At 44.8% G+C, this 22,759-nt stretch carries 25 protein-coding genes; 9 read left to right on the forward strand and 16 right to left on the reverse strand.

The window, feature by feature from the left end:
* Positions 1-82 precede the first annotated feature (82 nt).
* Together hemN and QNM16_RS18125 are read left to right on the forward strand one after the other, a co-directional pair.
* A complete protein-coding gene (hemN, locus tag QNM16_RS18120) occupies positions 83-1,453 on the forward strand; it encodes an oxygen-independent coproporphyrinogen III oxidase (RefSeq protein ID WP_284021780.1) in 1,371 nt (456 codons plus the stop codon).
* Positions 1,454-1,576: 123 nt separating this feature from the next.
* A complete protein-coding gene (locus QNM16_RS18125; RefSeq protein ID WP_284021781.1) occupies positions 1,577-1,858 on the forward strand; it encodes a hypothetical protein in 282 nt (93 codons plus the stop codon).
* A 7-nt stretch (positions 1,859-1,865) separates the two neighbouring features.
* Here QNM16_RS18125 and QNM16_RS18130 read toward each other — a convergent pair whose 3' ends face one another.
* The 12 genes from QNM16_RS18130 to rpsJ all read right to left on the reverse strand — a co-directional run bounded on the left by QNM16_RS18130 (position 1,866) and on the right by rpsJ (position 7,680).
* Complete coding sequence (locus tag QNM16_RS18130; protein WP_284021782.1) at positions 1,866-2,555, reverse strand: hypothetical protein; 690 nt, start codon at positions 2,553-2,555, stop codon at positions 1,866-1,868.
* A gap of 160 nt (positions 2,556-2,715) precedes the next feature.
* Positions 2,716-2,973: a 30S ribosomal protein S17 gene (gene rpsQ, locus QNM16_RS18135; RefSeq protein WP_023398452.1), complete on the reverse strand. Its 258-nt coding sequence runs from the start codon at positions 2,971-2,973 to the stop codon at positions 2,716-2,718.
* Positions 2,973-3,164, reverse strand: coding sequence for a 50S ribosomal protein L29 (rpmC, locus tag QNM16_RS18140; protein WP_039607538.1), 192 nt, complete (start codon positions 3,162-3,164; stop codon positions 2,973-2,975). The genes rpsQ and rpmC overlap by 1 nt, the downstream gene beginning before the upstream one ends.
* Positions 3,164-3,577, reverse strand: coding sequence for a 50S ribosomal protein L16 (rplP, locus tag QNM16_RS18145; RefSeq protein ID WP_023398454.1), 414 nt, complete (start codon positions 3,575-3,577; stop codon positions 3,164-3,166). The genes rpmC and rplP overlap by 1 nt, the downstream gene beginning before the upstream one ends.
* A gap of 13 nt (positions 3,578-3,590) precedes the next feature.
* Complete coding sequence (rpsC, locus tag QNM16_RS18150; protein WP_023398455.1) at positions 3,591-4,292, reverse strand: 30S ribosomal protein S3; 702 nt, start codon at positions 4,290-4,292, stop codon at positions 3,591-3,593.
* A 12-nt stretch (positions 4,293-4,304) separates the two neighbouring features.
* Positions 4,305-4,637, reverse strand: coding sequence for a 50S ribosomal protein L22 (gene rplV / locus QNM16_RS18155; protein WP_010386167.1), 333 nt, complete (start codon positions 4,635-4,637; stop codon positions 4,305-4,307).
* A 12-nt stretch (positions 4,638-4,649) separates the two neighbouring features.
* The gene (gene rpsS / locus QNM16_RS18160) at positions 4,650-4,928 is read right to left on the reverse strand and encodes a 30S ribosomal protein S19 (protein ID WP_010367084.1); all 279 of its coding nucleotides are present in this window, start codon (positions 4,926-4,928) and stop codon (positions 4,650-4,652) included.
* A gap of 16 nt (positions 4,929-4,944) precedes the next feature.
* Complete coding sequence (gene rplB, locus QNM16_RS18165) at positions 4,945-5,769, reverse strand: 50S ribosomal protein L2 (protein ID WP_023398456.1); 825 nt, start codon at positions 5,767-5,769, stop codon at positions 4,945-4,947.
* Positions 5,770-5,786: 17 nt separating this feature from the next.
* Positions 5,787-6,089 carry a 50S ribosomal protein L23 gene (gene rplW / locus QNM16_RS18170; protein WP_023398457.1) on the reverse strand — a complete coding sequence of 101 codons (303 nt, stop codon included), beginning with the start codon at positions 6,087-6,089 and terminating at the stop codon, positions 5,787-5,789.
* A complete protein-coding gene (gene rplD / locus QNM16_RS18175) occupies positions 6,086-6,688 on the reverse strand; it encodes a 50S ribosomal protein L4 (RefSeq protein WP_023398458.1) in 603 nt (200 codons plus the stop codon). Before rplD ends, rplW begins: the two co-directional genes overlap by 4 nt.
* 17 nt (positions 6,689-6,705) lie before the next feature.
* Positions 6,706-7,341 carry a 50S ribosomal protein L3 gene (gene rplC / locus QNM16_RS18180; RefSeq protein WP_010376387.1) on the reverse strand — a complete coding sequence of 212 codons (636 nt, stop codon included), beginning with the start codon at positions 7,339-7,341 and terminating at the stop codon, positions 6,706-6,708.
* Positions 7,342-7,368: 27 nt separating this feature from the next.
* Positions 7,369-7,680: a 30S ribosomal protein S10 gene (rpsJ, locus tag QNM16_RS18185; protein ID WP_005495349.1), complete on the reverse strand. Its 312-nt coding sequence runs from the start codon at positions 7,678-7,680 to the stop codon at positions 7,369-7,371.
* Positions 7,681-8,203: 523 nt separating this feature from the next.
* On the opposite strand from rpsJ, the gene plsB reads away from it, so the two are divergent.
* Positions 8,204-10,630, forward strand: a complete 2,427-nt coding sequence (gene plsB / locus QNM16_RS18190) for a glycerol-3-phosphate 1-O-acyltransferase PlsB (protein ID WP_284021783.1) — start codon at positions 8,204-8,206, stop codon at positions 10,628-10,630.
* A 21-nt stretch (positions 10,631-10,651) separates the two neighbouring features.
* Here the strand turns inward: plsB and tesB are convergent, their stop codons facing one another.
* Positions 10,652-11,509 carry an acyl-CoA thioesterase II gene (gene tesB / locus QNM16_RS18195; protein WP_284021784.1) on the reverse strand — a complete coding sequence of 286 codons (858 nt, stop codon included), beginning with the start codon at positions 11,507-11,509 and terminating at the stop codon, positions 10,652-10,654.
* Positions 11,510-11,583: 74 nt separating this feature from the next.
* Between tesB and QNM16_RS18200 the strand changes: the two genes are divergently transcribed.
* Complete coding sequence (locus tag QNM16_RS18200) at positions 11,584-12,045, forward strand: EVE domain-containing protein (RefSeq protein ID WP_284021785.1); 462 nt, start codon at positions 11,584-11,586, stop codon at positions 12,043-12,045.
* 1 nt (position 12,046) lies between these two features.
* Here the strand turns inward: QNM16_RS18200 and QNM16_RS18205 are convergent, their stop codons facing one another.
* Positions 12,047-12,253 (reverse strand): hypothetical protein, encoded by a 207-nt coding sequence (locus tag QNM16_RS18205; RefSeq protein ID WP_284021786.1) that lies wholly within the window; start codon positions 12,251-12,253, stop codon positions 12,047-12,049.
* Positions 12,250-13,311 (reverse strand): potassium channel family protein, encoded by a 1,062-nt coding sequence (locus QNM16_RS18210; RefSeq protein ID WP_284021787.1) that lies wholly within the window; start codon positions 13,309-13,311, stop codon positions 12,250-12,252. Before QNM16_RS18210 ends, QNM16_RS18205 begins: the two co-directional genes overlap by 4 nt.
* A gap of 204 nt (positions 13,312-13,515) precedes the next feature.
* Here QNM16_RS18210 and QNM16_RS18215 point away from each other — a divergent pair, with 204 nt between their 5' ends.
* The 5 genes from QNM16_RS18215 to QNM16_RS18235 all read left to right on the forward strand — a co-directional run bounded on the left by QNM16_RS18215 (position 13,516) and on the right by QNM16_RS18235 (position 20,787).
* Positions 13,516-14,457 (forward strand): chemotaxis protein CheV, encoded by a 942-nt coding sequence (locus QNM16_RS18215; RefSeq protein WP_039607532.1) that lies wholly within the window; start codon positions 13,516-13,518, stop codon positions 14,455-14,457.
* Positions 14,458-14,606: 149 nt separating this feature from the next.
* Positions 14,607-16,772 carry a DNA helicase II gene (gene uvrD, locus QNM16_RS18220; protein WP_284021788.1) on the forward strand — a complete coding sequence of 722 codons (2,166 nt, stop codon included), beginning with the start codon at positions 14,607-14,609 and terminating at the stop codon, positions 16,770-16,772.
* The gene (locus tag QNM16_RS18225) at positions 16,750-18,828 is read left to right on the forward strand and encodes a GNAT family N-acetyltransferase (protein WP_284021789.1); all 2,079 of its coding nucleotides are present in this window, start codon (positions 16,750-16,752) and stop codon (positions 18,826-18,828) included. Before uvrD ends, QNM16_RS18225 begins: the two co-directional genes overlap by 23 nt.
* On the forward strand, positions 18,794-19,900 hold the full coding sequence (locus tag QNM16_RS18230; protein ID WP_284021790.1) for an ABC transporter substrate-binding protein: 1,107 nt from the start codon (positions 18,794-18,796) through the stop codon (positions 19,898-19,900). The genes QNM16_RS18225 and QNM16_RS18230 overlap by 35 nt, the downstream gene beginning before the upstream one ends.
* A gap of 38 nt (positions 19,901-19,938) precedes the next feature.
* Positions 19,939-20,787: a chemotaxis protein CheW gene (locus tag QNM16_RS18235; RefSeq protein ID WP_284021791.1), complete on the forward strand. Its 849-nt coding sequence runs from the start codon at positions 19,939-19,941 to the stop codon at positions 20,785-20,787.
* 62 nt (positions 20,788-20,849) lie between these two features.
* Here the strand turns inward: QNM16_RS18235 and typA are convergent, their stop codons facing one another.
* On the reverse strand, positions 20,850-22,670 hold the full coding sequence (gene typA / locus QNM16_RS18240; protein WP_039607527.1) for a translational GTPase TypA: 1,821 nt from the start codon (positions 22,668-22,670) through the stop codon (positions 20,850-20,852).
* Positions 22,671-22,759: the final 89 nt, after the last annotated feature.

The raw sequence follows: 22,759 nt of genomic DNA on the forward strand, positions 1-22,759 counted from the left end.
AAACACCCGGTTGCGTCAGATCAAACTCTGCTGTTGTACTAACACCTATAATTAGGCTGTGTAATTTTATTTGAGTGCGATCGTGATTAAACTACCTCATTGGGAAGACTCCCTGATCCAGAAATACAATATTTCTGGTCCAAGATATACTTCTTATCCCACCGCTTTGTCATTGGCTTCCGGGTATACACAAAGTGATTTAACCAACGCCATTGCCAGTTCTGCCAATCGCGCACTGTCGCTGTATATTCATATCCCTTTTTGCCATCAGTTATGCTATTACTGTGGCTGTAATAAAATCATTACGCGCCATCAGTCTAAAGCCGATGTGTACCTTGACCATCTACTTCAAGAAATTGCTGCTCAAGCGCCCCTATTTAAGGACTATCAAATTGAGCAATTGCATTTAGGTGGCGGCACACCGACATTTTTAACTGCTGAGCAAATGAATCGGCTCATCGACGCTCTTGAGCAACATTTTGACTTTACTCATACTGCGCAACGCGGCATTGAAATAGACCCTCGCTCTTTAACTGAAGGCATGCTGGAGTCACTCAAAGCACTTGGCTTCAATCGTGTATCTTTTGGCGTGCAAGACTTTAATGACCAAGTACAAGCTGCGGTGAATCGTCCACAGCAAATAGATGAAGTACTCACGGTCTTGCACAAAGCAAGAGCCCTCGGATTCAAGTCCATCAATATGGACATGATATACGGCTTGCCACACCAAACTCCCGAGACCTACCAAGCCACTATAGAGCAACTTATCGAGTTAGCGCCAGATCGTGTTTCGCTCTTCAATTACGCCCATTTACCAGACAGATTTGCCGCTCAGCGTAAACTCAAAGAGCATGATATGCCTACACCAGAACAAAAGTTGGCCATCTTCAAAGCGACACTTGAGCGCATGACACAGGCAGGATACCAATACATTGGTATGGATCACTTTGCAAAACAAGATGATGAGCTTGCAATTGCACAGCGCGAAGGTCAACTACACAGAAACTTTCAAGGCTATACCACCCATGGTAACTGTGATTTATTAGGTTTAGGCGTGTCATCTATTTCTCAGATAGGTAATGCCATATTACAGAATGAGAAAGATCTTAAGCCATACTACCAAGCGGTGTCTGAACAAAAAAATGCCATCAGTAAAGGGATATCTTTACACCAAGATGACCTCATACGTGCCGCCGTGATAAAGCAGCTTATTTGCCATTTCGACTTAGATAAAACAGCAATCAATGCCCAGTTTAATATCGATTTTGATGAATACTTTGCGCAGGCACTGCAAGCTCTCGAACCTTTGGAAACAGATGGCTTAGTGATCAACGACCAAAACGCCATCACTGTCACAGCCAAAGGCACCTTATTCATTCGGATCATTTGCATGTGCTTTGACGCCTATTTACAGCAACAAATTAAGAATACTCGCTTTTCACGAGTGATATAAAAACTCGGCCTACAGCAACTGTGGGCCCCCTATTCCACTTCATTGCCTCACGTTCATGCGAAAACGATTGCACTCACAGTCGCACTGTTTCACACTGGCAAAAAAGCAATGCAAGGAAAAAGTATGCTCAGACCTAAACGTTATTTAGCATTATCTGTGATCTTTGCAATCATTGCGATTGCGCCTATTCTCAGTATGCTCTTTGCACAGCTTTTATCCAACTCACTGACGTGCGTCGTCAATGAGCGGGGCGATACACCTTGTATACTTTTCAACTATGATATCACCATGATATTGGTGGGCTTTTATGTTAGTGGCTGGGTTGCACTGCTCACGCTTCCAATTGCAGGATGTGTATCAGGGTGGTTTTATCTGAGTTACCTCAAGTTAAAGTCAAAAAGTTAACACTTACTTATTTAAGATACTTATCCAGTGCTTGCTTTAACATCACTTCATTATTAGAGAGTTCACCTGGACAAGGCCTCCCTGAAGAGGAAGGCAAACCTGCTTGTGCCATCTCCGACGAATCATCAAATAAATAACACTTGCCTTTCCATTTCACCAAGCGTTTATTTTGACTGCGATAAATCACCTCGGTTTCACCGGATAAATACTGTGTGTGCGCTTTTGGCGTGCTCATTCTTAGAGCTGGCGATCCAGTCTGTTTATCAAACTGACGAGAGCCAAAAAAAGCTTCTTGCTCTTTTTGCTTTAGCTGTTCAATACCTTTATAGGGGTTGACCTTAATCACTTTTACTTTATTAGCTGTAGGAGTATTTTGCTCATGAATTGATTCGAGTGAGGGTTGGTCTTGCACACTCTTCGGCTGCGCGGATGCTTGCTCCGCAATGACCTCTTCAGCTTGCTCAGGCCCGATTATTTTCTCTTCAACAGGAGGGGTATCTACGACTTCGCTCACATCAGCGTCAACAACCTCTTCTTCTGTAGCTGATTTATCCGGTTCATTCATTGTCACCATATAAACTTTAAGCGATTTATCATTTTTTACTACAGGCGCTGTCGGGGCGACTAAAAATAACAAACACCCAATAACACCATGAATGGTCAAAGAGCCCAACACAGCCACTCGCGTAGAGTGCATTACATAATCCTTTAATTTTCTATCGTTGTTTATGTTTGGAGGTTTATTTTCTAAAAAAGTTCAGCACCTTAGAATGAAACTAAGAAGGTATAAACGCAAGTCTTAAAACGAAAAAACCCCGGCTTTAGCCGGGGTTTTTATAAGTCAACTTAATTAAAAATTAAGCTTTCTTAGGACGTTCAATCACGTCAACTAGCGTCCAAGATTTTTTCTTAGAGATTGGCGCACATTCGCGAATAGTCACGACGTCACCTGCTAGTGCTGTGTTGTTCTCATCATGTGCGTGCAACTTAGTTGTACGCTTGATGAATTTACCGTAGATCGGGTGTTTAACCTGACGCTCGATAGCAACAACGATTGACTTATCCATTTTGTCGCTAACTACACGACCTTGAAGAGTACGGATTTTATCGCTCATTATGCACCTGCCTTCTGGTTGATAACCGTTTTAACACGCGCAATATTGCGACGTACTTTTTTCAGCTCGTGAGTTTGAGCTAGCTGACCAGTGCTCGCTTGCATGCGCAGGTTGAACTGCTCACGAAGAAGCTCTAGAAGTTCAGCTTTAAGCTCTTCTACGCTTTTGTCTTTCAATTCGCTAGCTTTCATTACATTACCGTCCGAGTTACAAATGTTGTTTTGAAAGGTAATTTACGAGCAGCTAGGTCGAATGCTTCACGAGCAAGCTCTTCTGAAACACCTTCCATCTCGTAAAGTACTTTACCAGGCTGAATTTCAGCAACCCAGTATTCAACAGAACCTTTACCTTTACCCATACGAACTTCAAGCGGTTTTTCTGTAATCGGCTTATCTGGGAACACACGGATCCAGATTTTACCTTGACGCTTGATATGACGCGTCATAGCACGACGAGCTGCTTCGATTTGACGAGCAGTCATACGGCCACGGCCAGTCGCTTTCAAGCCGAAAGAACCGAAGCTAACTTTGTTACCGCTAGTAGCAAGACCACGGTTGCGGCCTTTGTGTACCTTGCGGAATTTTGTACGTTTTGGCTGTAACATTAGTCGCTACCTCTTACTTAGCACTTTTTTTAGCTTTCTTCGGTGCGCGTTTAGCTGGCTTCTCTTGCTCTTGTTTCAGTGGAAGACCACCGATAACTTCGCCTTTGAAGATCCAAACTTTAACACCGATGATGCCGTAAGTAGTCAAAGCTTCTGAAGTTGCGTAATCGATATCAGCACGTAGAGTGTGTAGAGGTACACGACCTTCACGGTACCACTCAGAACGTGCGATTTCAGCGCCGCCTAGACGACCGCTAACTTCAACTTTGATACCTTTAGCACCTAGACGCATTGCATTTTGTACTGCGCGCTTCATAGCGCGGCGGAACATAACACGACGTTCTAGCTGTGAAGAGATACCGTCAGCAACTAATTGAGCATCTAGCTCAGGCTTACGTACTTCTGCAATGTTGATTTGTGCAGGTACACCAGCAAGCTTAGTTACAGCTTGGCGAAGCTTTTCAACGTCTTCACCTTTTTTACCGATAACAACACCAGGACGAGCTGTGTGAATTGTTACACGGATAGATTTAGCTGGACGCTCGATAACGATTTTAGACACAGAAGCGTTTTTCAATTCCTTAGTAAGGTATTGACGCACTTTGTGATCGCCAAAAAGCTGCTCAGAGAAATCTTTTGTATTCGCGTACCAAGTAGATACCCAAGGCTTTGAGATACCTAGGCGAATACCAGTAGGATGAACTTTTTGTCCCATTACTTATATCTCCTAGCTATCTGAAACCACAACAGTGATGTGGCTTGAACGCTTAAGGATGCGGTCTGCGCGTCCTTTAGCACGTGGCATAATACGTTTCATTGTAGGACCTTCGTCTACAAAAACTTTAGCCACTTTAAGCTCATCAATGTCAGCACCTTCGTTGTGCTCCGCGTTAGCGATAGCAGACTCAAGTACTTTTTTAACCAATACAGCCGCTTTCTTTGGGCTATACGCTAGGATTTCTAGCGCGCGATCAACCGGAAGTCCGCGGATCTGATCAGCAACTAGACGTGCTTTTTGCGCCGAACCAGAGGCGAATTTGTGTTTAGCTAATGCTTCCATCATATCCTCCGATTAACGCTTTTTAGCTTTCTTATCCGCAGCGTGACCGCGGTAAGTACGTGTAGGTGCAAATTCACCTAGTTTGTGACCGATCATTTCGTCTGTAACGAATACAGGTACGTGCTGACGACCATTATGGACAGCGATGGTCAATCCGATCATGTTAGGGATGATCATTGAACGACGGCTCCAAGTCTTGATAGGCTTCTTGTCACCGCTTTCCAACGCCTTCTCTACCTTCTTCAGCAAGTGTAGGTCAATGAATGGACCCTTCTTGAGAGAACGTGGCATGGCAATTCCTCAACTATTACTTAGTACGACGACGTACGATAAATTTATCAGTACGCTTGTTCTTACGTGTCTTAGCACCCTTAGTAGGCTTACCCCATGGAGACACAGGGTGACGACCACCAGATGTACGACCTTCACCACCACCGTGTGGGTGGTCAATCGGGTTCATGGCAACACCACGAACTGTAGGACGGATACCACGCCAACGGTTAGCACCAGCTTTACCTAGTGAACGTAGCATGTGTTCAGCGTTACCTACTTCACCGATAGTTGCGCGACAATCCGCTTCAACTTTACGCATTTCACCTGAACGTAGACGTAGAGTCACGTACTGGCCTTCACGCGCTAGGATCTGTACATATGCACCAGCAGAACGTGCAATCTGAGCGCCTTTACCAGGCTTAAGCTCAACATTGTGTACTGTAGTACCTACTGGGATGTTACGCATTGGTAATGTGTTACCAGCTTTGATTGGTGCATCAACACCAGACTGGATTGCATCACCTGCTTTAACACCTTTAGGTGCGATGATGTAACGACGCTCACCGTCTGCATATAATACAAGAGCGATGTTTGCGCTACGGTTTGGATCATACTCTAGACGCTCAACAACAGCTGGAATGCCGTCTTTAGTGCGTTTAAAGTCGATTACACGATAGTGATGCTTGTGACCACCACCGATGTGACGAACCGTGATACGACCGTTGTTGTTACGACCACCTGATTTAGAGTTTTTCTCTAGTAGCGGAGCGTATGGCTTACCCTTGTGTAGATCAGGGTTAACCACTTTAACGACGTGACGACGACCCGCAGAAGTTGGTTTACACTTTTGAAGTGCCATAATTCTAACTCCCCTTATTACTCGGCGCCGCCGACAAAGTCTAGCTCGCTGCCTTCTTTAAGAGTAACGTAGGCTTTCTTCCAGTCTGAACGACGGCCGAAACGCATGCCTGTACGCTTTGTTTTACCCTTAACGTTTAGAGTGCGAACACCAGTTACTTCTACTTCAAAAAGCTTTTCAACAGCTGCTTTTACTTCAGCTTTGTTTGCATCTTTTGCTACTTTGAACACAATAGTGTTGTTCGCTTCAGCAGAGATAGTGCTTTTCTCAGAGATGTGTGGAGCAAGAATTACTTTTAAAAGACGTTCTTCACTGATCATGCTAATGACTCCTCAAGTTGCTTCACAGCACCAGCAGTAATTAGAACCTTATCGAAAGCGATTAGGCTTACTGGGTCGATGCCAGCTACGTCACGAGTATCAACCTTGTACAGGTTACGAGATGAAAGGAATAGATTCTCATCTACTTCTTCAGTCACGATTAATACGTCTTTTAGCTCAAGCTCTTTAAGCTTAGCTACTAGCTCTTTAGTCTTAGGTGCTTCTAAACCGAAGTTTTCAACAACAACAAGACGTTCTTGACGAACTAGTTCAGATAAGATGCTCTTGATCGCACCGCGATACATCTTACGGTTAACTTTTTGGCTGTGATCTTGCGGCTTAGCTGCAAAGCTCACACCACCGCTGCGCCAGATTGGGCTGCGGATTGTACCAGCACGTGCACGGCCAGTACCTTTTTGGCGGAATGGTTTCTTACCACCACCACGTACTTCAGAACGCGTCTTCTGAGCTTTAGTACCTTGACGAGCACCTGCTGCGTAAGCAACAACTACTTGGTGTACTAATGCTTCGTTAAACTCACGTCCAAAAGTAGCTTCGGAAACTTCAAGCGCACCAGCGCCTTTAATTGCTAATTCCATCACTAAATCTCCAGGACTTATGCTTTAACAGCAGGTTTAACGATAACGTCGCCGCCGATAGCGCCAGGTACTGCACCTTTAACTAAAAGCAGGTTACGCTCAGCGTCAACACGAACTAGTTCAAGGTTCTGTGTCGTAGAACGAACATTACCCATTTGACCGGCCATTTTCTTACCTTTGAAAACTTTACCAGGAGACTGGTTTTGACCGATTGAACCAGGAGCACGGTGAGATAGAGAGTTACCGTGTGTAGCGTCTTGCATGCTGAAGTTCCAGCGCTTAACACCACCTTGGAAACCTTTACCTTTTGAAGTACCAGTAACGTCTACTTTTTTCACTTCAGTGAAAAGTTCAACAGTTAGTTCTGAACCTACTTCAAACTCACCTTCTCCGCCGTTAAGACGGAATTCCCACAGGCCACGACCCGCTTCAACGCCAGCTTTTGCGAAGTGACCCGCTGCTGGTTTGTTTACACGGCTTGCTTTTTTCTCGCCTGCAGTAACTTGAAGCGCGTTATAACCGTCTGTAGCGTCAGATTTGATCTGAGTTACACGGTTAGGCGTCGCTTCGATAACTGTCACAGGGATAGATACACCATCTTCAGTGAAGATACGTGTCATACCCACTTTACGACCGACTAGACCTAATGCCATTTTCCTAAAACCTCTCTAATCTTTCGATTAACCCAGGCTGATTTGAACATCAACACCAGCAGCAAGGTCTAGGCGCATTAGAGCGTCTACAGTCTTGTCAGTTGGTTCTACGATGTCGATCAGACGTTTATGGGTGCGGATTTCATACTGATCACGCGCGTCTTTGTTTACGTGCGGAGAGATCAATACAGTGAAACGCTCAAAACGTGTAGGTAGTGGGATTGGACCACGTACCTGAGCACCAGTGCGCTTCGCAGTTTCCACGATTTCCGCCGTTGATTGGTCAATCAAACGGTGGTCAAAAGCTTTTAGGCGAATACGAATGCGTTGATTTGACATTCTTAAACCTCAATTAAAAGAGCATTTAAAAAGAGCATAAAAAAACCGCCGAAACTATCTTAAAATACCTAAGAAGTCGGTTGTTCTTTTATTTCTACCATCGAACTCCAAATCGGAGTTCCTGTTTAATAGTCTGAAATCCAGACTTTCATTTGTACTTTCAGCGGCCAGAAGCCGAGAAAGTTCGCACATTATAATGATACTGGTGATAAATGCAACAATTAAATGCAATAAATTTGTCGCATTGTGATATCTTATTTTTTCGCCAAACTCAGTGCTACGACAATGCCTTAACCAAGTGCTTAGTTAAAGTTCATTAAAAGGCTAACGTCATAATAAATAACTGTGTTTAAACTCGCCTTAGCTATACTTAACAACGTTTAGCGTACCTTGGTTTCATATTGGTGGTACCTCAAACATCGTAACTCGGCTACAGGCGATACAACGCAGGGCAGCACTGGACCATGGTCAGTCCAGTGAATCCTTGATATTCTATTACAAAAATTATTATTTGGTACTGTATATGCGCTTTATATCCCAAAGTCTCAACGTGCTTGCACGCTGGACTAATTGGCTTTTAGTTAAAAGTAAGCTGTTGCCAGAAAACCCAATCGAGCAATTTGGCCTTGATCCGAACCTGCCAACTTTTTACGTGACGAGATTAAACTCCCATTCCGATCTCGCAGCCATTGATCGCATGTGCCAACAGCTTGGTCTGCCAAGCCCGATGCAATCGCAAAATATAGGCAATACCGAAGTGCCGCGTTTTATTGCGATGCAAAATCCAACGCCGTTGTTTTCTAAATCTGCCAAACCTAGTAACGCACTACAACTCAGCAAAGACATATTTCACGCACTTAAGGCCAATCCCGAAATCAAAGCACAAATCCTGCCTGTTTCGGTATTTTGGGGTCGAGATCCAGGTAAAGAAAAACCAGGACTTGGGACGCTATTGAGTCATTCACTGACGCCTAGTTGGCTTCGTAAAGGTTTGGTCGTTTTGTTTTCAGGCCGAGATAGTCTTGTGCGCTTTTCGGCACCCATTGCCGTTGAGCAATTAATGAATGATAAAGCCGATGTAGAAGAGCTACCGCAAAAACTACTACGTGTAGCCCGTGTCCACTTCCGTCGTCAGCAACTTGCCGCCACTGGACCTAAGCTCCCATCCAGAGAAGCCCTGTTTAACTCTATTCTCGCCGCGCCCAATATCAAAAAGGCCATTGCTGAAGAAGCGAAAGCAAAAGGCTTAAGCCATCATGAAGCAAGACTCAACGCCCAAGAGCTACTGGATGAAATCGCAGCTAACTACTCTGATGCCATGGTGCGTGTCGCCGACCGTGTACTGACTTGGCTTTGGAACAAGTTATACAACGGGATTGAAGTCAAAAACGCCGATGAAGTGAGATCGCTGGCAGATAAGGGACATGAAATCATTTACGTACCATGTCATCGCTCTCACATGGATTACTTGTTACTAACTTATGTCATTTATCACCAAGGCTTGGTGCCACCTCATATTGCCGCTGGTGTCAATCTGAACTTTTTCCCAGCAGGCGGTATTTTCCGTCGCTCAGGCGCGTTTTTTATTCGCCGCTCATTTGCCGGTAATAAGCTCTATTCTGCGGTTTTCAAAGAGTATTTGAGTCAGTTATTTATTAAAGGCTACTCAGTCAAGTTTTACACTGAAGGCGGCCGCAGCCGTACAGGTCGATTGCTACCACCCAAAACAGGTATGTTAGCCATGACCATGCAATCTATGCTTAAAGGCATAGATAGACCTATTTCGATTGTGCCTGTTTACATCGGTTATGAGCACGTTATGGAGATCAACACCTACCTCAAAGAGCTCGCTGGTAACAATAAAAAAAATGAATCTGTGTTAGGCGTATTCAAAGCCATTAAGAACTTACGTAACTACGGACGTGGGTATTTAAACTTTGGCCAGCCCATCAATCTAAACCAGTATTTAAATGAACACCAACCCGATTGGCGCCAAGCAATCAGTGCTGAAGACGCACCAAAACCACAGTGGCTTAACAACCAAGTCGCCAACGTCGCCGACCAAATCATGACGAACATCAACGCCAGTGCTGCTTTGAACGTGATTAATGTACTTGCGACCATCTTACTCAGTAATGAGCAATTTGCTTTGAGTAAGCAAAAGCTGCTGGAGCAACTACGCTTTTATTTGGCACTGCAACAGCGCGCCAAATATAATGCACATGTTACCCAACCAGATGAAGATGCTGAAGCGCTGCTGGCCCATGCGCTTAAACTCGATAAATTTGAAGTACTGCAAGATGGGTTAGGTGACATCATCACCATCAAAGAGAAAGAGCGTACACTGTTCAACTATTATCGTAATAATATTTTGCATCTATTTGCAGTACCTAGTGTACTGGCACAAATGCTATTTAATCGCTTTAGTATGACCACGCAAGAGTGTGAGCAAAAACTTTCAAAGCTTTATCCGCTATTTGCAAAAGAGTGGTTTTTAACCCCTATGCCAAGTGGCTATGTTAAGGATATCCTAGCAAGCTTTGCGCAGCATGATTTAATTACTTTTGACGGTGTTCAGGCGGTTGCAAGTAAAGACAATCGCGCGCTCGCTAAGCTAGAAATGTTAGGTAAGGTGTGTCACTTAACCCTTGAGCGCTATGCCATCACCAGCAGTCTCGTGATCAATAATCAAGGCATCAAACGTCCTGATTTAGAGAAGGAAAGTGACATCTTAGCCAATCGTTTAGGGACCCTGCATGGGATAAAGAGCCCTGAGTTTTTTGACAAAAAAGTACTGAGCAACTTCATCAACGCATTGCGTGAACAAGGCTTTATCAGTATTTCAGAGCAGCAGACCATCAATGCAGAACCCGAGCTTGAAGAGTTGCAAGCATTCCTCACAGAGCTACTGCCGGCGCGGATCTGGCAATCTATTAACGATACCGTTTAAATTCGTTACCGATGCGCCGATTTATCGTTGGCGCATCACCCCTTCTTGTATCGTGGATGCCACAAGTTCACCCTGACGATTAAAGAACTGCCCACGTACCAGACCGCGACCATTGCTTGCGCTTGGACTATCTACACTGTAAAGCATCCAATCGTCTAATCTAAATGGACGGTGAAACCACATCGCATGGTCAATCGTCGCAACCTGCATATTCGGCTGCATAAATGATAGACCGTGAGGTTGCAAAGCTGTTGGTAAAAACTCAAAGTCAGACGCATAAGCCAACAAATAATTATGAATACGCCTTTCATCTGGCATGGTGCCATTAGCCTTAAACCACACGTGACGCTTAGCTGCCGCCTTTTGTGGCTGAAACGGATTTTGGAAATTAACTGGGCGCATATCCAACGGCATTTCTTGGGTAAACTTAGGTCTCAGTGCCTTTGGGATCAACTCAGCATTATCTTGATAAAACTGCAGCGCAGATTTCAGAGTTTCAGGCTCTGGCACAACCGGCATTTCAGATTGATGGGATAAACCTGGTTCATCACCTTGAAACGACGCCGTCATATAAAAAATCGGTTTCCCGTATTGGATTGCACTCACTCGTCTTGTGCTGAAGCTGCGTCCATCACGAATATTTTCTACATCATATACAATGGGTTTACTGGCATCGCCTGGGCGCAAGAAATAAGAATGCAGAGAGTTGACATAACGGCCCTCGGGTAACGTGTATTTCGCTGCAGACAAGGCTTGTCCCATCACTTGCCCACCAAAGACCTGTGGGAACCCTAAATCTTGGCTTTGACCGCGATAGATCCCCTGTTCAATTTCTTCCAAACTCAATAAATCAAGTAAATCCTGTAAAACCTGACTCATAAGTCACCTCACCATTGTAGTTACTGCGATTAGTGATAATAATACACTAATCTACTTTTAATTGAGTACTTATAATGGCTTATTGGTTATTCAAAACAGAACCTGATGCATACTCTCTCGATGATTTAAAAAACGCACCTGAGCAAAGCACATTTTGGGAAGGAATTCGCAACTACCAAGCGCGTAACTTTATGCGCGACCAGATGCAGGTGGGCGATAAGGTCTTTATTTATCATTCAAGTTGTAAAGTACCAGCCGTTGTCGGTATCGCTAAAGTGACCGAGGGGGCGCAAACAGACCCGTATCAATTTGATGCCAGTAGTGATTATTACGACCCTAAATCATCCCCTGAGAACCCAAGATGGATAGGTGTCACCGTGCAATATGTCGAACAATTACCTTCTCAAGTGACCCTAAAAGCCATTAAAGCAGAGGATGCCATCACTGAACTGGCACTCAAAAAAGCCGGTAGGCTTTCCATCATGCCAGTCACAGAAACTGAGTGGCTTCACATCATCGCGATGTCTAAAAGATAAGTTAACTGTGTTTTTTGCGGCGAGTTTTCACTCGCCCAGTTTTTGGGATCATTGTAACGTACAGTAGCAATGCAACCCATGAGAAAAACAAGGTGCCTATCAACCAGCCGTTTTTCTCGTGTCCTTTAGAGCGTTTACTACCAGCCACCATCGCAATAGGCACTAAGTAAAGGCATACCATCCCAACCATTAACATCAACTCGGTCATAACTGCTCCCAAGCCACCTCTTTTTCTAACACCCGCTGCGGCGCAATATAGTGAATAAAGTCCCCACCTTTGAGGGCATAATTTAGCGGTGGGTTTAAATCCATATCCTGACCACTTCGGTCATGGGCAACCCCTAATAAAGTTGCATTGTGATGCTCTTTGAAAAACATAAACAACTGACCAAATTCACACGCAGCCAGCGAGCGCGGAATTTGCAAACTAAATTGCGTGTCACCTCGCAAAGTCGATAACAGCTCTTCCTGTATACGACTAGAGCCGGGATCTTGCATAGAGCGCACCAATATTTCAGCAGACATAGCCGTTGAGCACTCGACATTCGCACAGTGCACGCGCAGTAATTGTGCTTTGGTTTCATCAATAAAATGGGCACTGATATGTGCTGTGTCTTTCACCATTGGGCTGAGCTTTAGCGCAGTGGTGAATGTATGATCATCATCTTTACCATCCACAATGATCTTATCGGCTTCCTGAATAGCGGCGCGAGATAATTCTGTATCATCTGTAAAGCTTGCTAAGCGCACAAAATCTACTTGAGGGTAACGTAATAATGGGTGCTCCATTTCCTCTTGTACGGCAAGAATGATCCGTCGCTCAATACGCTTATTATCTGCCAAGATAAATTCAATCATCTTTTCCGTTCTGGTTGAATGCCAACCAAAAATAATGATGTGGTCATGTAGATGTGAGAAATCTTTATCGCCCTTCATTGCTTTTTTCACCCATATTGTAATTTCTTGTCCAACTTTCCCTAATAAAACGCCAAACAGCGCTAAACCAAATGGGATCTGCACCAAGGTTACAACCCATCGTCCAAACTCAGACGCAGCGCTCAAGTCCCCATAGCCCACCGTAGAGGTAGTCACGACATAGTAATAAACGAATGTACTAAAAGGTAATAACGCTTGCTCTTGTGCCAGCCATAACAGCCCCCACGTCAATAACATATGGCTGACTGTTGCCAACACTAGGACTTGCCAGCTTGCTCGGTTGATGTGACTTTGGATTTGTAGCAGCATGCGCTTCATGACAATTGGCATTAGTTATCCTGATCCTATCTTTTTATCCCTGCATGACATCATCTATCAGTAAATAAACAAGTCAATGCTTTACAGGCAAAAAATTAATTTATCCTATATTTTTCAGTAAATACGGCATTTGTACGTTGACTGAGGTAAAGAACTCGTAATTTTTACTGTTATATGTGTATACTTTGAAAAGCAGCAAGATGATGAGGTGAAAGTATGGCGGGTGTGTTAGCTTCAGTTGATCAACGCACACAGTTGGTAGGTGAAAACCGGCTTGAATTATTGCTATTTCATTTACACAGTAGACACCTGTTTGCACTGAATGTATTTAAAGTAAAAGAAGTCGTTAAACTACCTCATTTAAACAAAATGCCTAACGCCCACCCTAAGGTTGCAGGTGTCACCAATATACGCGGAGAATCCATCCCCGTTATAGACTTGCGACAAGCGATTTGCATGCCACCTACTGAATACGACGATGACAGCAACCTTGTAATCACCGAATATAATCGTACCGTACAAGCGTTTTTAGTCGGTAAAGTGGATCACATCGTCAATACCACTTGGTCAGACATTATGCCAACTCCAAAAACGGTCGGCCGAAATCATTATTTGACGGCATTAACCAAGGTCCAACGTGAAGGGGTCGAACACATTGTGGAAATTATCGATGTGGAAAAAGTGCTTGCTGAAATCATTGACTACGATATCGAGATCCCAGAGGGCGTACTCGACCAGAGTATCTTAAATCAATTTAAAGGACGCAAAATTCTTCACGCAGATGATTCGGCCACTGCTCGCCGTCAAGTCTCTGATACTTTGGCGCAAATTGGCATAGAGATCATTCCGGCAACAGATGGCCAAGAAGCACTTAATCTGCTTAAGCACTGGGCAGATGAAGGCATTGACGTTAACAAAGAACTGATGGCAGTGATCACTGATGCTGAAATGCCGGTCATGGACGGCTATCGACTTACCTATGAAATACGCAATGACGAAAGGCTCAAAGATCTCTATGTCATACTCAATACGTCATTGAGCGGCAGTTTCAACCAAGCTATGGTGGAGAAAGTCGGGTGTAATGCATTTTTATCTAAGTTTCAGCCCGACTTATTAGTCCAAGAAATGCAAAAACGTTTAAAGCAAATTCTAGGCTAAAAACTGTATAAAAAGACAGTGAAGTGGAAATTAAATATAATTAATTTTCAATTAGTTATATTTTAAGCGATTGAAATACTCGCTGAAAACTGGGCTTTAAATGCGACGCTAGGTATACTTTGCCCTCACTTTTCGAAATAGGCGCAAAGATGGACGTATCTGAATTACTTGACGGCTTGAATGACAAGCAGCGTGAAGCGGTTGCTGCACCGCTCAGCAATATGCTTATTCTGGCTGGCGCAGGCTCTGGTAAAACACGAGTGCTGGTGCACCGTATCGCTTGGTTAATGCAGGTAGAGCACGCCTCTCCTTACAGCATTTTTGCTGTAACCTTTACCAATAAAGCCGCCAAAGAAATGCGTACTCGTGTTGAAGAAACACTGCAAAGTCCAGTTGGCGGTATGTGGATTGGCACCTTCCACGGCTTATCACATCGTATTCTACGCGCCCATCACAGAGAAGCGAACTTACCTGAGTCATTTCAAATCCTAGATTCAGACGATCAGCAGCGCATGATCAGACGTCTACTCAAGGCAATGAATATTGACGAGAAAAAATGGCCTGCCAAGCAGCTTAGTTGGTATATCAGTGCCCGAAAAGATGAAGGTTTACGCCCCAAAGACATTCAAGCCTATGATGCCAGTGAGCAACTCATGCTGAACGTTTATACGGCCTATCAAGATGCCTGTGATAGAGCTGGTTTGGTCGATTTTGCCGAAATCCTGCTGCGTTGCTACGAATTACTTCAGCAACAACCGACACTGCTGCGCCACTATCAACAACGCTTCAAGCATATGTTGGTAGACGAATTCCAAGATACCAACAGCATTCAATACCAATGGCTGCGCCTGCTCGCCGGTGGTGACAACAACATAATGATCGTCGGTGATGATGACCAAAGTATCTACGGCTGGCGTGGTGCGAAAATTGAAAACATCAAACGTTTCTTAAAAGACTTTGATGCCGATACCATTCGCCTTGAGCAAAACTACCGCTCGACAGGCACTATTTTGAAAGCCTCCAATGCCCTCATTCAAAATAACTCAGAACGAATGGGGAAAAGCCTATGGACAGATGGCACACAAGGGGAGCCAATCTCCATTTATGCCGCTTTCAATGAATTAGATGAAGCACGCTTTACCGTAGGCAAAATTAAATCTTGGCTACAAGATGGCAATGCACTGACAGACTGCGCCATCTTGTACAGAAATAATGCGCAATCTCGTGTACTGGAAGAAGCCCTTTTACAAGAAGGCCTAAAGTATCGCATTTACGGCGGTATGCGCTTCTTCGAGCGTCAAGAGATCAAAGATGCGCTCTCTTACTTGCGCCTGATCAGCAACCGTAACGATGATGCCGCATTCGAGCGTGTGATCAATACACCGACTCGTGGTATTGGCGACAAAACGCTGAGTCATATTCGTGACTGTGCACGCAATGAATCTCTACCACTATGGTATGCGGCCAAAGCTGTCATCGAGCAGCAACATCTGACAGGGCGTGCAGCCACAGCAGTAACACGATTTATTGAATTAATTGAACAGCTAGATGAAAAGCTGGTTGAACTCGAACTGGCTGAACAAGCCAAAACCACTATCGAACACTCAGGCTTATTAGCCATGTATCAAGCTGAAAAAGGTGAAAAAGGCCGTGCCCGAGTAGAGAACTTAGAAGAATTGATCAATGCGTGTGGCCAATTTGAGCTGCCGGTAGAAGAAGAGTTTAGCTCGCCACTGCAAGGCTTCTTAGCCTATACCTCACTCGAGTCTGGTGAAGGTCAAGCTGATGAACACGAAGATGCTGTGCAAATGATGACGCTGCACTCGGCCAAAGGTCTAGAATTTCCACTGGTCTTTATGGTGGGTGTAGAAGAAGGCATGTTCCCGTCACAGCAAAGCCATGAAGAGTCTGGGCGCTTAGAAGAAGAACGCCGACTGTGTTATGTCGGAATGACTCGCGCAATGCAAAAGCTGTATATCAGTCATGCTGAAAGTCGTCGTTTGTATGGCCAAGAGAAATACCATAGCCCATCTCGATTTTTGCGTGAACTACCTGAAGACTGCACTGAAGAGATCCGCATTAAAACTCAAGTATCTAGGCCAGCTGCCACCAATCGCTTCAGCGCATCGGTCAGCCACGCCGCGTTTGAAGACAGCGACTTCAACCTTGGGCAGCGTGTGCTGCATGCAAAATTTGGTGCAGGTACCGTACTCAATTACGAAGGCGTTGGTGCGCAATCTCGTATTCAGGTCAATTTTGACGACGTCGGTACTAAGTGGCTGGTAACGGCTTATGCAAGACTGCAAGCCATTTAATCTCGACTCATTACTCCTTGCGTTGCAAAACGCAAGGCACCGCCAACTGCTGCTACTTTGTGGCAGCAGAAGCTGGGGGCAAGCGTACTTTCAACGCCTTGCTCACTCTACTGAACAGCTTATTTTGAGTGATGATAGCACCTTGGACAATGCTGTTTGGCCACAGCACTTGCACCAAATCCTAGGTCAGGAGTTCGATTTTGTACTGTATGATGGATACAGCGGCGTAGTCCCTAATAAGCTCGCAGCATGCACTGGCACAGTCAGATCCGGTGGGCTGCTAGTACTGTTGCTGCCAGAATTATCAACTCTAGCATCTTGGTGTGATCCAGCGCTGACACGCTGGCTCTCTGAAGGCGAACAGGCTACACAAAGCCCCTTTTTAAAACGCTTTGCACACCAAGTCCAACAACAAAACTGCTGGCTAATTAATGAATCAGGCGAGGCGAATCTTCCCGCTCAATACTGCGCAGATAAATCCACTTTAGACCTACAATCTCAAACACACCTAGTCGCACTCATCACAGCACATTTTCAACGCGAATCCAATACGCCAGTATTACTCAGTGCGGACAGAGGACGCGGCAAGTCAGCAACACTCGGATTAATTGCCGCCGCCTTCGCTGACAAACAGGTTATCTTATGCGCACAGCAACGCCGAGCAGTACAAAATGGCTTTAAACACTATGCGCAGGCCCTTGACCTCACTGTGCCAGCGGTGAATCAAAACCATTCTCAGACATTATCCTACATACCCCCTGATATTGTGCTCACAACCAAGCCTCAGTGCGACCTCTTGCTCATCGATGAGGCTGCTGCGATACCGGTACCAATTTTAAAACAGTTACTCACTTTATATCCCAATATTATATTTGCCAGCACCTTAGTAGGTTACGAAGGTAATGGCCGCGGCTATACACTGCGTTTTAAAGCGCATCTCAAAGCCAAGCATCCACACTTTTTAGACTTGCATCTCCAAGAACCTATTCGCTATGGCGCAGGTGATCCATTAGAGCAACATATGCGCCAACTGCTGGCACTCGACAGTCAATATTCAGCGATAGAACCTGCACTGAGCACACTCGAATACAGCGAAATCAGTCGCGACACGCTTATTCACAATGAAACCTTGTTGCAGCAAATCTTTGCTTTACTGGTCTTGGCGCATTATCAAACATCAGTCAATGACTTGAGGCAGCTATTAGATAGCCCCAATCACCGACTGTTTGTCGTCAACCAAAATCAGCACCCCGTCGCAGTATGTTTAGTCGGTTTAGAGGGTAACTTAGCACCTGAGCTTGCCAGTAAAATTGCACTGGGTGAGCGCCGACCAGCAGGTCATTTAATGGCGCAACAGCTTACTCAACTCTTAGGCAACACCCAGTTTTGCACCGCACAAGGCGCACGCATCGTGCGTATTGCGGTGGCACCATCACACCAAAAATTGGGCATTGGTAGCGAGCTAATTCGCTTCGTCATGGCACAGCTAAACAGCCAAGTTAGTTATTTTGGCAGCAGCTTTGGCGCGCAGTCTCAGCTTCAAAATTACTGGCAACAGCTGGGCTTTAAACCAATGAAGTTAGGTTTTAAGCAAGATAAAGCCAGCGGTGAGTTTGCAGTGTTGGTTGTACATGATAATAGCAAAATTGCGCTTAACGCAGAGCAAGATGCTTTTGCTGAGCAATTTTTCTTTGCACTGAGCAGTCTATACGCTAAGTTACCTTGGACGCTTGTTCGCAGCTTACTAACCACGCTTCCCGACAGAGAGCTGCCTGAACAGCTGAATAAGCAAGTGGCATACCTGGCCACTAAAGCAGCCACAGAGCAACAAATTGCACCAGCAATACAGCAAGTTATAAAAACACAGCCCAGCATCATAAATTCGCTTTCAAGGATTGCTCAACAGCAGGTAATTCAACTATTATTACAACGACATCAGCCAAAAGAATTAGCCAAAGCACTTAAATTAGAGTCTAAAAAACAATTACAGCTGGCCTATCAGTCACTGTTATCGGAAGTTTATGCTGAAATTACTCGTAAAAACGGCCCTTATTAGCACGTTATTCATTGTATCCGCGCAGATTGCGGCACAACCCAAAACACACATTAAATTAGGCATGAGCGTCGCATTGAGCGGACCTGCCAGTCATATTGGCCAGCAACTTAAGCAAGGTCATGAGCTCTACTTTAATTACGCCAATCAACAATCCGATACGAAGCAACCCCATATTCAACTCATTGCACTCGACGATGGCTATGAGCCGAGCCGCGCGGTTGATAATACGCAGTACCTTATCAGGCATCAGCACATCGATGCCCTGATCGGCAACATGGGGACGCCCACCACACATGCAATCAAAGAGATTTTAAAACGCCACCAGCTGCCATTATTGATGCCGTACACTGGCGCCGAATTCTTATATCAAAACCCGGGGTTCCCTATTTTTAAACTCCGAGCAAGCTACTTAGATGAAGCCCAAGAGCAAGTTCGCTATCTTGTCGATGAACTTGGACACACAAAAATTGCGTTGTTTATTCAAGCAGATGAATTTGGCCTCACATTAGAAAAAAGTCACCGCCAAGCGCTTAAAGACAAAGGCATTGAACCTGTTGTCATCGCACGTTTTCGTCGCAATACCAATGATGTCGCAAAAGCGCTGACACAGATATTAACCACACAAGCAACAGCCATTGCCATGATTGGCACCTACGAGCCGCTTGCTGCGTTTATCAATCAAGCGCACAGAGGTGGTTTTAGAGGCACCTATACCAGCGTTTCGTTTGTATCATCTGCCTCTCTGTTTGCTGACATCACGGTGCCCGCTCATGTGATGGTGACCGAAGTCTTGCCCGATCCCAATACGTGTCATGGAGACATTTGCAACTTATTTCGCAGCTTATCAAAAACACATCAGCAAACCGTGACTTACCAATCCTTTGAAGGGTTTGTAAATGCCTACTTATTTTCAAAATCGCTTCAGCACTGCGACTACACCAAACTATCCGCGTGTATCGCCACCGCGATGCCCCATACGTTAAGCACAGATAAAGCGCTCCAATCGCTGTTAAACCAGCAACAAAAAAGCACCTCACAGCGCCCGGTATTTAGGTCTTATTTAAAATATTGATCTATGCTTAGCTCAAGCAATTAATGTTTGAGGCAAACATGGACCTGATCAATTTTCGAGTAGGAAAAAAAACAATATCACTCAAAATTTTAGATATCTTATTGACCGAACGCTATGAAGGAAACCTCACTTCATTGCCCAATGACAACCCGAGCTTTTTGGGGGTTAAAGATTACATGGGCACACCAACCCCAATCTTTGATCTGGGGCTTATCCTGAATAACCAATCTTCATATGACACCAACCAATCTTTGGTTGAACTGTTACAGCAAAGAGAGCAAGACCAAAAAGCGTGGCTCTCAGAGCTTGAGATCAGCGTGCATAATGACGTCCCCTTCACTCAAGCCAGAGATCCCAAGCAATCAGAATTTGGCAAATGGTTTTATAACTTCAAAACAGATAATGAAGACCTAAAAGCAATTTTAGCGCGCTTTGAAGAGCCACATACTCGCTTACATGCTATCGCCGATGAAATACTCGCCTTGTCCAGCAAGGCCCTAAAAGAGCAAGCAATCGCCTTACTAGAGAAAGAAAAGCTCACAACCTTTACTAAATTGATCCGACTGTTTGAGTCTGCCAGAGATCAAATTATTCTTGATCACAAGCCGATTATCGTCTTTACCACGGAAAATGGCCAGCAGCCACACATAGGGCTGTTAGTGGATAAAGTGGAAGACAATATTCATTGTGATGAGTCAGATATTAAACCATTACACGAGATGACCAATGTCGGTTTTGATATTGACCCGCAAACCAAGAAAATGATGAAAGGGCTGATCAAGCAAGGTGATAATCACAGCTTGGTATTGGATCCAAGTGCGATTTTTAGGCCGGAGCACTTAAAAGATTATGCGCCAATAGAAACGGAAGAATACGGTTTATTTTAGTAAAATAACATAAACAAAAACGCCGCGAAGTATGCGGCGTTTTTTATATTCGAAATTAAGCTTTATTTAGCTTGACGGCTTGCGCGCTTACGCTCACTTTCAGTCAATAGCTTCTTACGAATACGGATGCTTTCAGGCGTTACTTCTACCAGCTCGTCATCATCGATGAACTCAAGTGCTTGCTCAAGTGTCATTACGATTGGTGGCACAAGGTTTTGCGCTTCATCAGTACCTGATGCACGAACGTTCGTTAGCTGCTTACCTTTAAGCGCGTTAACGGTTAAGTCGTTATCACGTGCGTGAATACCGATGATCATACCTTCGTATACTTCAACACCGTGACCGATGAATAGCTTACCACGGTCTTGAAGGTTGAATAGTGCGTTAGTCAGTGCTTTACCTGCCGCGTTTGCGATAAGTACACCGTTCTTACGTTGACCAATGTTACCGCCTTTGTGTGGGCCGTAGTGATCAAACGTGTGGTACATTAGACCAGAACCAGACGTCAACGTCATAAAGTCAGTTTGGAAACCGATAAGACCACGTGAAGGCATCATGAAGTCCATACGGATACGACCTTTACCATCTGGTGCCATGTCAGTCATTTCTGCTTTACGAAGACCAAGTTGCTCCATGATAGAACCTTGGTGCTCTTCTTCAACGTCAACTGTTACTGTTTCGTACGGTTCTTCTAACTGGCCATCTACTTCACGAAGAATTACTTCTGGACGAGATACAGCTAGCTCGTAACCTTCACGACGCATGTTTTCGATTAGAATACCTAAGTGAAGTTCACCACGGCCTGATACGCGGAAGCTATCTGGGTTATCTGTTTCTTCAACGCGAAGTGCTACGTTGTGTACAAGCTCAGCTTGAAGACGCTCAAGGATGTTACGTGATGTCACGAACTTACCTTCCTGGCCTGAGAACGGTGACGTGTTTACAGAGAACGTCATTGTTACTGTAGGCTCATCAACAGACAGTGCAGGTAGTGCTTCAACTGCGTTTACATCACAGACTGTGTCAGAGATCTTAAGTTCACCAAGACCTGTGATCGCAATGATATCGCCCGCTTGCGCTTCTTGCGCTTCGTGACGGTCAAGACCTAAATAAGTCAGTACTTGGCCAACTTTACCGTTACGTGTTTTACCATCAGCGCCAACAATTGTTACCTGCTGGTTTACTTTAACAGTACCGCGCTTGATACGACCAACACCGATTACACCGATGTAAGAGTTGTAGTCTAGCTGAGAGATCTGCATTTGGAAGTCGCCAGCTGGATCTGCGTCTGGCTGCTCTACCTGCTCAACAATCGCTTCAAACATAGGTTGCATGTTGTCAGACGGTTCGTCTAGATCAAGTGTCGCCCAACCGTTGATAGCAGATGCGTAGATAACTTGGAAATCTAGCTGCTCATCTGTCGCGCCTAGGTTGTCGAATAGGTCAAATACTTGATCCATAACCCAGTCAGGACGTGCGCCTGGCTTGTCAATTTTGTTGATAACAACGATAGGCTTAAGGCCAAGAGCAAATGCTTTTTGCGTTACGAAACGCGTCTGAGGCATTGGACCTTCTTGTGCATCTACTAGTAGAAGTACAGAATCAACCATTGATAGTACACGTTCTACTTCACCACCAAAGTCGGCGTGTCCCGGGGTGTCTACGATATTGATGTGGTAGTCGTTCCACTCAATGGCGGTGTTTTTCGCCAAGATTGTGATACCACGCTCTTTTTCAATATCATTTGAATCCATTACACGCTCTTCGTTGCCACCGCGTGTCTCTAATGTGCCAGATTGTTCTAGCAGCTTATCGACTAGGGTAGTTTTACCATGGTCAACGTGTGCGATAATCGCAATATTTCTTAACTTTTCAATGCTCATTACTGTTACTCAGAGAAGTTGGCCTTCAGTGATCCTAGTCGATCCACGCAAAATTGCGCACCTAAGATACCGTTCCACAATTAAAGGTC

It is taken from the genome of Pseudoalteromonas umbrosa (assembly GCF_030125375.1).
GTDB classification, from domain to species: Bacteria; Pseudomonadota; Gammaproteobacteria; order Enterobacterales; family Alteromonadaceae; genus Pseudoalteromonas; species Pseudoalteromonas umbrosa.